A 10027-nucleotide genomic window follows, 5' to 3' on the forward strand; every position below is an offset into this window, starting at 1 on the left:
TGGCCTCGCCTGCCGCGGTGGAAGGGGGCCGCCGGGGTGGAGCATCTGCACACCCTCGTTTTTGCCATCGGTCCAGCCGGCTGGAAGCGGTCGCGACGGAAGCTGCAGGAAGTCCGATCTAGGAGGAACACGGATGTCGTCGACCCGACGTAGGTTCAGCAGCGGGCTCGGGCTTGCTGCCATCGCATCACTAGCGCTGCCCACGGCAGCGTTCGCCCAGGACGAGCCGCCGACACTCCAGTCGCTGAGCGAGCAGGTCACCACCAACGGCACCAACATCGATCTCGTCTGGATCATCCTCGCGGCGATCCTGGTCGTCTTCATGCAGGCGGGCTTCCTGCTCCTCGAGCTGGGCTTCTCCCGCTCGAAGAACGTCGGCGCGATCGTGGCCAAGATCTTCGTCAACTTCTCGGTCGCCTCGATCGGCTGGTGGGCGATCGGCTTCGGGCTGGCGTTCGGTGGCGCCGGCACGATCTTCGGCGACTCCGGGTTCTTCTTCCACCCAGGCCAGGTGATCAGCGGCGACGGGTTCTTCGCCACGACCTTCACCGGCGAGGGGCAGAAGGTCAACGGCTCGAGCGCCGCCTTCATGCTCTTCCAGTTCGCCTTCTGCGCGGTCTCGCTGGCGATCGTCTGGGGCACGACGATCGAGCGGATCAAGTTCAGCGCCTACGTGATCTACGGGATCGTCTTCTCGGCCCTGATCTACCCGCTGACCGCGCACTGGATCTTCGGTGGCGGCCTGCTCGCCGAGATCGGCGGCGGCGTCCAGGACTTCGCCGGTTCGACGGCGGTCCACCTCGTCGGCGCGACCGGCGGTCTCGCGGCGCTGCTGCTGCTCGGGCCGCGGCTGGGCAAGTACGACAAGGACGGCAAGCCACGGGCGATCCCGGGCCACTCGATGCCGTTCGTCGGGCTCGCCGCGATCATCCTCTGGGTCGGCTGGTTCGGCTTCAACGCCGGTTCGACGGTCGGCACGGCCGACGGCCGCTTCGCCGAGGTCGCGCTCGTCACGCAGCTCGGTGCTGCCGGCGGCGTCCTCGGCGCCTCGCTGCTCTCCTACCTGCTCGGCAAGAAGCTGGACGTCGGCATGGCCGCCAACGGCGCGATCGCCGGCCTGGTCGCGATCACCGCTCCCTCGGGCTACGTCGAGTTCTGGGCCGCGCCGATCATCGGCGTCATCGGTGGCCTGATCTGCGTCGCCGGCATCTACGCCTTCGACCGCCTCAAGCTGGACGACCCGGTCGGTGCGCTCTCCGCCCACGGCCTGGCCGGCATCTGGGGCACGCTCTCGTGTGGTCTCTTCACCTCGGAGCGGCTGGCGGCCTACAACGGGGTCGGCGAGGCGGGCCTGTTCCAGGGCGGCGGCTTCGAGCAGCTCGGCGTGCAGATGGCGGGCGTCGTCGCGGCCTTCCTCGCGGTCTTCGTCCTCTCCTACATCGTGTTCTTCCTGATCAAGAAGACGATCGGCCTCCGGGTCAGCGAAGAGGAGGAGCGTGCCGGCCTCGACATCTCCGAGCACGGCATGTACGGCTACCCTGAGCAGTTCATCCCCGAGTCGGAGCTGGTGGGTCCCGGAGCCGCGGCGCCGACCCCCTCTCTGCCCGGCCCCATCGCGTCCGCAGGAGTCAGCTCATGAAGATGATCGTCGCCTATCTCCGTCACGAGGCCTTCGAGCCGATCCGCAGCGAGTTGCTGAACCTCGGCTTCCCGAGCCTCTCGGTCAGCGAGGTCAAGGGCTCGGGTCGGCAGAAGGGCATCACCGAGAAGTACCGCGGGGCGGAGCTGACGAACTACCTCCGCCCGAAGCTGAAGATCGAGTGCGTGGTCGACGACGGCGACGTCCAGACGATCGTCGACGCGATCCTCAAGCACGCGCGGACCGGGGCGGTCGGCGACGGCAAGGTCTTCGTGATGCCGGTCGACGAGTCGTACCGGATCCGGACCGGTGAGGCCGGGAGCGAGACGCTCCAGGCCCACAGCGTCGAGGACCTGCCGCCGAGTCGGTAGCGGATGGTGGGAGGCGTCCGTGGACGCCTCCCACCTCGGCACGCGTGGGACTCGGTAGCGCGGGTGCACGGCGCTCGTCCCACGCGTCCCGACCTGCTCGGTCCGCGCCCACCGCGCAGGCACCCGCATGGGTGGCGCGGCGGGTGGCGCGGGCCGGGGCTCAGCGGGCGATGCGGACGGTGAAGGCGCCGCTGTCGGCGCCGCCGTCGGAGGCCTGGACCGGGCCGTCCTCGACGAGGCCACCGGCGACCCGCCAGGTGACCTCGTGGGTCCCGGGCACGATCGGCGTCAGGCGCCAGCGGAAGGTGCGGGAGTCGCCGGCCTTGAGCGGGCCGAGCGCCCAGGTGTTGACGTAGGAGGTCTCACCGCCCGGGGGCGGGGCGTCGAGCGACCAGATCGGCCGGTCCGGGTCGGCGACCTTGCCGGTGCCGTTGTTGGTCGTCGCGATCCGGTGGTCGAGGCCCTTGACGATCACCGCGACGTTGGGGATCGTCCGCGTGTCGTCGTTGCGGACGGTGATCCGGAGCGCGTTCGTCGAGCCGAGGTCCTGGGTCGCGGCGAACGAGCCGGTGGCCGAGACCTTGAATGGCTGGCCCTTGGAGGCGTCGACGACCTGCACGTCGTCGGAGCCCCCGCAGCCGGGGAGCGCGAACGCCACGCCGACGGCGAGCACCAGCGCCGTGAGTGCGGGCCGAGGGGAGTTTCGTAGCGTCGCCGTCATCGCGCGGGCAGGCTAACACAGGCGCCGCTGATACAGCGGCGTCTTCGATCCGGCCGAGAATGACGATCCGACTACTGATCATACGCCGTACGCAGGCGTAACCAGAACTAAACCTACTCCGAGTCCGGTTCGCCGGGGGGCGGAAAAGCCAGTCGTGGACTGGTCGCGCGTGTGGCCGCTGGCACACAGCTGGGCGTTCGCGTAGGCTTGCGCGGTCCGCTTAGTGCCCTTCGTGGCCAACGGAAGTCGAACGTTCATGGCCCGCACCGTCTCCAACCGCATCTTCGATCCCGCCCGGGGAGCCCTGGAGGAGATCGGCGACGTCGTTCTCCTGACAGGCAAGACCATCGTGTCCGCCGTCCGGCCTCCATATTCCTACGGGGACGAGTTCGTCCAGCAGTTCCTCTTCACACTTCGTCTCTGCTGGTTCCCGCTGATGGTCTCGACCGTGGCGATCAGCTTCGGCGCCCCGGGCCTGCAGGCGGCGAACTTCCTGGTCCTGTTCGGAGCGCTGGACCGTCTCGGCGGGTTCTTCGTGCTGGCGTCGATCCGGGAGTTCGCGCCGGTGGTGACCTCGGTGATCCTGGTCGGCGTGGCCGGCACGGCGATCACCGCCGACCTCGGCGCCCGCAAGATCCGGGAGGAGCTCGACGCGCTGCAGGTGCTCGGGATTGACCCGGTCAAGAGCCTCGTCGTCCCGCGCTTCCTCGCGCTGATGATCGTGACCGGGCTGTTCGACGTCTACGCGATCATCTTCGGCATCTTCGGCGGCGTCCTCGCGACGTTGATCAACGGTGCCCCGCTCGGACCGTTCTGGGCGACCTTCTTCAGCAACGCCTCGGTCACCGACCTCTGGGCGTCGTTCCTCAAGTGCACGCTCTTCGGGGCGATCATCGCGGTCGTCTGCTCCTACAAGGGCATGACCGCGAAGGGCGGTGCGGAAGGCGTCGGCAGAGCGGTGAACCAGGCGGTCGTGATCGCCATGCTCGGGGTGTTCGTCTTCAACTACGCCTTCACCCAGACCCTGCTGGCCACCAACCCAGAGATGCTGGTGATCAAGTGATCCTCGTGCGCGTCACGTCAGAGGTGCTCCGATGAGCAGTTGGCTCGAACAGCCGAAGGAGATGCTCGGTGCCGTCGGTGACGCCACCAAGTTCTCGGGCAGGGTGCTGGGGCAGGTCTACTCGCTGCGGGTGCTGCGGTTCTCCGGCGAGGCGCTCCGCCAGGCCGGCGTCCTGATCACGACCTCGGCGCTGGTGATCTGGGGCCTGGTCTTCTTCATCGGGCTCCAGTGCGGCATCGAGGGCGCGTACTTCATCCGCTCGGTCGGCGCCCCGGCCTACGCCGGCGTGTTCACCTCGTGGTGCGACCTGCGCGAGATGGTGCCGACGGTGTTCGGCTACATGATGGCCGCCAAGGTCGGGACCGGCATCGTCGCCGAGCTCGGCTCGATGCGGATCTCGGAGGAGATCGACGCGCTCGAGGTCATGGGCTTCGACTCCGTGCTGTTCCTCTGCGCGACCCGTCTGCTCGCCTCGTGGCTGGTGCTGCCGTTCCTCTACGTCGCCGGCGTCGGCGCGGCCTTCGCGGCCAGCTACCTGGCGGTGGTCAAGCAGGTCGGAGACGTGTCGTCCGGCGGGTACCTGCTGATCTTCTGGATGTTCCAGAATCCGCCGGACCTGATCTACAGCCTGATCAAGGCGATGTCGATGGCCACGGTGATCGTGCTCGTCGGCTGTTATTACGGGTACAACGCCAGCGGTGGACCCGTCGGCGTCGGTACCGCCACGGCCAAGTCGATGGCCGTCAACCTGGTCATGGTGCACCTGATCGCCATGCTCGGGACCCAGGTCTTCTGGGGCGCCAATCCACGCGCACCAATCGGAGGGTAAGGACTCATGTCGAACATGCCACGACGCGGGAACGACGAACCGGGCGAGCACGGCGACGAGCCGCGCGAGCCGCTGTTCGGCGAGCGCGACGACTCGCTCGAACGGGCCTCCGAGCCGCTCACGGCCACGGAGCTCGACCTCCCCGACGACGAGCCGCAGGCCCCGATCCCGGCGAGCCAGCGCTCGCGGGGCGCGACCGAGCAGGCGTCGCCGGCGACCGGCGGTGTCGAGGTCGTCCACGAGCCCGCCGTCCACGATCCGGACGACGAGTACCAGTGGCACACCGGGTCGCACCGCTCGTCGGGCGCCCAGGACGCCGTCGAGTTCATCGAGATGCACAAGGCCTTCGGCCGCAACAAGATCCTCCGGGGCCTCAACATGGGCCTGCCGGAGGGCATGATCTCGATGATCCTCGGGCCGTCCGGCACCGGCAAGTCCGTCTGCATCAAGCACATGGTCGGGCTGCTCTACCCGGACGACGGCGACGTGCTGGTGCACGGCGAGTCCGTCCCGGGGATGCCGCTCGAGCAGCTGCTGGCGATGCGCCGCAAGTTCGGGGTGCTGTTCCAGGACGGCGCGCTGTTCGGCTCGATGGACATCTACGACAACGTCGCGTTCCCGCTCCGTCAGCACACGGACAAGAGCGAAGAGGACGTCAAGGCGATCGTCGACCGCCGGCTCGACGAGGTCGGCCTCGGCGACGCGCACGACAAGTTCCCCAACGAGCTCTCCGGCGGCATGCGCAAGCGCGCCGGCTTCGCCCGGGCGCTCGTGCTGGACCCCTCGATCGTGCTCTTCGACGAGCCGGACTCGGGCCTCGACCCGGTCCGTACCGCGCTGCTCGGCGAGCTGATCAAGGAGATCCACGCCGACACGATGGAGCAGGCGACGGCCCGGCAGCAGGACCACATGCCGGCCTTCACCCTGATCACCCACGACATCATGACCGCGCGGCGCGTGGCCCAGTACATCAACGTGCTGTGGCGTGGTCGGATCGTGGAGGCGGGTCCCGCGGAGGAGCTCTTCAACTCGGAGAACGCCTTCGTCAGCCAGTTCCTGGCCGGGTCCTCGCGCGGCCCGCTGGGCATGAACTAAGCGCGGTTCCCGCACCCCTCGGCTCGAGCGTCCTGCGGTGGCGGGACGCCCGCCGGGGGAAACGCGGGCCGCGGACAGCGGGGCGGCCGAGTCGGCCGCGCCCGACGAGGCCGGCGACGGGCCGGCGGCGACGCACCGTCGTCGTAACATCAAGCGAACCCAGGCCCGCGATCCTGGTCGCGCTCGGCCCGTGTCCGTCCCCTCGTGCTCTCGCTTGCTCTCCAACCGTCCCGGGCCTTCGTCCGCGGCCTACGCGCGTGACGCGGCCATCCCGCACGGCGGGGATCGCGCTCGCGGTGACGGTGCTCGTCGCGCTGGTGGCGGCCTGGGTCCTGCTGGCGGACTCGGACGCGCCACGCCACCGCTACCTGCTGCGTCTGCCTGACGCCGGCCAGCTCGACGTCGGCGATCCGGTCCGGGTCGGCGAGCGGCGGCTCGGCAGCGTCGCCGACCTGCGGCTCGCGGGCGACCGTACGGCGCTGGTCGAGATCGAGCTGGAGGCGGGCCAGGCCCGCCTGCGCCGCGGGACGACCGCGGTGATCCGGAGCGCGCCGCCCGGGGCCGGCAGCCGCCGCCACGTCGCCCTCGCGCTCGGGCCGAACGACGCCGGGCCGCTGGCCGACGGCGCCACCCTCGCCGCCGGGCCGGCTCCGGCGGTGGCCGACGCCGAGACGCTCCTTGCCGACCTCGATCCCGCCGCGCGGCGATCGCTGCGGGAACTGCTGCGGAGCGGAGGCACGGCACTCGACGGGCACGAGCGGGCGGCGGGGGAGAGCCTGGCCGCACTCGACCCGGCGCTGCGGTCGAGCCAGCAGCTGCTGGCCCAGGTGACCCGCGACCAGCCGGCGCTCGAGCGGTTCCTCGGCAGCTCCTCGCAGATCGTCGCCGCGCTGGCCGCCGAGCAGGGGAGCCTGACCAGCCTCGTCGGCAACGCCCGCGCCGCCTCGTCGTCGGTCCTCTCCCAGGAGCGGGCGATCGACGAGACGCTCGCGCAGCTGCCGCGAACGCTCCGTCACGGCACCACCAGCTTCGCCGGCCTGCGGAGCACGCTCGACGACCTCGACCCGCTGGTCGAGGCGGCGACGCCGGCGACCAAGCGGCTGGCGCGGATGCTGCGCCGGGTGCAACCGCTGGCGCGGTCGCCGCTCGCGGCCCGGCTGCGGACCCCGGGAGCGGACAACGACCTCAGCGACCTGCTGGTCGCCGCCCCGGCGCTCGCCGACGCGCTCGCGCCCGCCCTCGAGCACACCGGCACCGCCGCCCGCGACAGCCGGCCGATCGCGGCCTTCCTGCGGCCGTTCACCCCCGACGCGATCGGTGGGCTGCGTGGGCTCGCCGAGGCGACCGCCGGCTACGACGCCAACGGCCACCTGGCGCGGGTCCAGCCGTTGGTCGGTTCGCGGGCGCTGGCCGCCGATCCGGTGCTGGGGCCGTTGGCCCGCAAGCTCGAGGCGACGCTCGGTCCCGCCGGCGACGGGCCGGAGGACGCCGGGCCCGCGCGCTGCCCGGGGACCGCCACCCAGATCCGTCCCGACCGCTCGAACGGCTTCCGCGACCGCGACGGCAAGCTCGACTGCGATCCGAAGGCGCAGGTGCCGGGCCCATGAGCGGCGGCGGAATCCGGCCCACGGCCCGGGTGCGGCGGGCGCTGCTGCGGGCGGCGCTGCCGGCGGCGCTGGCGGCAGTCGTGCTGGGCGGCTGCGGGAGTGGCGGCGACGGGAACGCGCAGGACGACGGCTACCGCGTGCGGGCGATCTTCGACAACGCGTTCGGCGTCACCCGGGGGCAGGAGGTTCGGGTCGACGGGAAGCGGGTCGGGCGGGTCGACGCGGTAGAGGTCACCGACGACCGCCGCGCCGCGGTCGTCCTGCGGATCGACGCTGCCGGTGCCCGCGACTTCCGCCGCGACGCCGAGTGCAGCATCCAGCCGCAGACCGCCGTCGACGCGCGCCACGTCGCCTGTCTGCCGACCCAGCCCCGGAGCGCCGGCCGACCCGTCCCCGCGCGGCTGACGGTCCGGAGCTTCGGCGGTCAGCGCCAGGCGGTGCTGCCGGTCGAGCGGACGAGCCGGCCGATCGACGTCGACCTGCTCGCCGGGACCGCCCGGATGAGCGAGTCCGAGCGGCTGGCCGTGATCGTCGACGAGCTCGGGGTCGGCCTCGCCGGCCGCGGAAGCGACCTCCGGCGGACGATCCGGGCCGCGCTACCCGGACTCCGGGAGACCGACCGGGTGCTGGAGATCATCGACGCCCAGCGGCGGCAGCTCCGGCAGCTCGCCGCCGACGGCGCGCGCGCCCTGGCCCCCGCGGCCCGCGACCGCGAGCGACTCGGTCGGGTCGTCAGCCGGGCGGCGAGCCTCCAGCAGGCGGTCGCCGACGACCGCTCGGCGCTCGACGCCAACCTGGCCCAGCTCCCCGGGAGCCTGAGGGCGCTGCGGCCGACGATGCGCGAGCTCGAACGGACGGCCGCGGAGGGGATCCCGACGGTCCGCGAGCTGCGACGCTCGGCCGGCGACGGCGCCCAGCTGCTCGGCGCGCTGGAGGCGTTCGCGACGAAGGCCAAGGATCCGCTCGTCGACCTCGGGAAGACGGCCGGCCTCGGGCGCGAGGCGCTGGCGGCGGCCCGGCCCACGATCGAGCGGAGCCGGCGACTGGCGGTCGCCGCCGCACCGGTCCTGCGCGATGCCCGAGCGCTCACGACGTCGCTCGACCGCAGCGGCGGCTTCGGCTCCGCGCTCGACGCGATCTTCTTCCTGACCCTCGCCCTCAACGGCTACGACGACAGCGGCCATTACCTGCGGGTCGACACGCTCGTCGACCGCTGCAGCGCCTACGCGGTCGAGCCCGTCGCCGGCTGCTCGGCCAACCACGGCCAGCCGAACGGCCGCGGGGGCTCCTCGTCGGGGAGCCGCCGGACCGGCGAGAGCGCGGAGCAGGCGCTGGTCCGGCGGGTGCTCGGCGGCGCCGATCCGGACCGGCTGCTGGCGGTGGCACGATCCGACGTCCGCTACCGGACGCTGGTGCAGCGGCTCGACCAGCTCGACCGGCAGCGGACTGCCGCGGCCCGCAAGGCGGCCCGCCGAGCGGCGACCGCCGGGACCTCGTCGAGCTCCGCTCGCGGGCAGGACGACCCGATCACGCTCGACGGTGGGCTGCTGCCCGGTGCGCCGTCGGCCGGCGAGGACGGCCGATGACCGGCTCGGACGCGACCCGCAGCGGCCGTGCGCCGCTGCTGCTGGTGCTCGCGGTGGTCGGCGTGCTCCTCGTCGTGGCGGTCGCGCTCCTGCTCGGCGGGGGCGACGACGACGGCCCGCGGACGGCCGCCGAGCGGCCGCCGCGCCCGTTCCCCACGGCGGCGACCGGACAGCCGGTGGCCGGGGCGACGACGCTCGACGCGGGCGCACGGAAGGCGCTGCGGCAGACCGACGAGGAGCTGATCGCGGCGATCGCCGGACGCGGCCGGCAGCTCGATCGGGCGGTCCGCGACCTGGCGACGCTCAGCGAGGATCTCGCGCCGGTGATGGCGACGCTGGCGGCGCCGCGCACCCGCTTGGGTCCCGGGATCACCGCGCTGGCCCGGGCCGTCGGCGAGATCGCCCCTGCGGCCGGGGACGAGACCGGGCTGCTCCGGCACCTCGACGCGACCCTGGCCGCGCTGGCCCCGGTCACGGAGTCGGCGATCGGCGAAGCGCTGCGCGAGGGGGCCCGACTCCAGACCACGGCGACCCGCGACCTGCCGCGTCTGCGCTCCTCGCTCGTCGAGACCCGCGGCCTGCTCGCCGAGCTGCGGCCGGGGCTGCGGGCCCTGCGCGCGGCGGCCCCGACCCTCGAGGACAGCCTCCGCGGGGCGACGACCGTGGCTCAGCGGCTGCCGGACGCCGACCTCCGCCTGCGCGACAGCATCGCCTCGCTGGACCGGCTCGGGGAGGACCCGCTGGTCCGGCGGAGCCTCGACGCCCAGCTCGCCGCGGCGCGGACGCTGCGGCCGATCCTGGCCGAGCAGACCCCCGGGCAGGTGCGCTGCAACAGCTGGACGTTGCTGGCCCGCAACCTCGCCAGCAGCCTGTCGGTGGGCAACGACTACGGGACCTGGGCCCGGGCCCTGCTGGTGGTCGATCCGGCGCAGATCCGGTCGACGAGCCGGCCGTCCGCCCGCCGCAACGTCAACCCGTACCCGAACGCGGCGCAGCCGGGCGCTCGTGGCGACTGCGAGGCCGGCAACGAGCGGTACGCGCCCGGTGGGCGGGTCGGCAACCCCGCCGGCGACCAGGGCACCGACGGTGCCGGCCAGCAGGGACGGGGGCGCTAGC

Annotated in this window: 9 protein-coding genes; 8 read left to right on the forward strand and 1 reads right to left on the reverse strand. The window is 72.5% G+C overall.

What is annotated here, in order from left to right; genetic code table 11:
• Positions 1-133: 133 nt before the first annotated feature.
• Positions 134-1639 carry an ammonium transporter gene (locus ACVUH9_RS07390; protein ID WP_475755438.1) on the forward strand — a complete coding sequence of 502 codons (1506 nt, stop codon included), beginning with the start codon at positions 134-136 and terminating at the stop codon, positions 1637-1639.
• On the forward strand, positions 1636-2010 hold the full coding sequence (locus ACVUH9_RS07395; RefSeq protein ID WP_475755440.1) for a P-II family nitrogen regulator: 375 nt from the start codon (positions 1636-1638) through the stop codon (positions 2008-2010). Before ACVUH9_RS07390 ends, ACVUH9_RS07395 begins: the two co-directional genes overlap by 4 nt.
• Positions 2011-2170: 160 nt before the next feature.
• Here the strand turns inward: ACVUH9_RS07395 and ACVUH9_RS07400 are convergent, their stop codons facing one another.
• A complete protein-coding gene (locus ACVUH9_RS07400; protein WP_475755442.1) occupies positions 2171-2731 on the reverse strand; it encodes a hypothetical protein in 561 nt (186 codons plus the stop codon).
• A 256-nt stretch (positions 2732-2987) separates the two neighbouring features.
• Between ACVUH9_RS07400 and ACVUH9_RS07405 the strand changes: the two genes are divergently transcribed.
• From ACVUH9_RS07405 to ACVUH9_RS07430, 6 genes are all read left to right on the forward strand, one after another.
• Positions 2988-3794: an MlaE family ABC transporter permease gene (locus tag ACVUH9_RS07405; protein WP_475755444.1), complete on the forward strand. Its 807-nt coding sequence runs from the start codon at positions 2988-2990 to the stop codon at positions 3792-3794.
• A gap of 31 nt (positions 3795-3825) precedes the next feature.
• Complete coding sequence (locus ACVUH9_RS07410) at positions 3826-4623, forward strand: ABC transporter permease (RefSeq protein ID WP_475755446.1); 798 nt, start codon at positions 3826-3828, stop codon at positions 4621-4623.
• 6 nt (positions 4624-4629) lie between these two features.
• Entirely contained in the window at positions 4630-5718 is a 1089-nt protein-coding gene (locus ACVUH9_RS07415; RefSeq protein WP_475755448.1) for an ABC transporter ATP-binding protein, read from the forward strand.
• A 257-nt stretch (positions 5719-5975) separates the two neighbouring features.
• On the forward strand, positions 5976-7325 hold the full coding sequence (locus tag ACVUH9_RS07420) for an MlaD family protein (protein ID WP_475755450.1): 1350 nt from the start codon (positions 5976-5978) through the stop codon (positions 7323-7325).
• Positions 7322-8911, forward strand: a complete 1590-nt coding sequence (locus ACVUH9_RS07425) for an MlaD family protein (RefSeq protein ID WP_475755452.1) — start codon at positions 7322-7324, stop codon at positions 8909-8911. The genes ACVUH9_RS07420 and ACVUH9_RS07425 overlap by 4 nt, the downstream gene beginning before the upstream one ends.
• Complete coding sequence (locus tag ACVUH9_RS07430) at positions 8908-10026, forward strand: Mce/MlaD family protein (protein ID WP_475755454.1); 1119 nt, start codon at positions 8908-8910, stop codon at positions 10024-10026. The genes ACVUH9_RS07425 and ACVUH9_RS07430 overlap by 4 nt, the downstream gene beginning before the upstream one ends.
• The last annotated feature ends 1 nt before the right edge of the window (position 10027 follow it).

Source organism: Patulibacter ginsengiterrae (assembly GCF_056269115.1).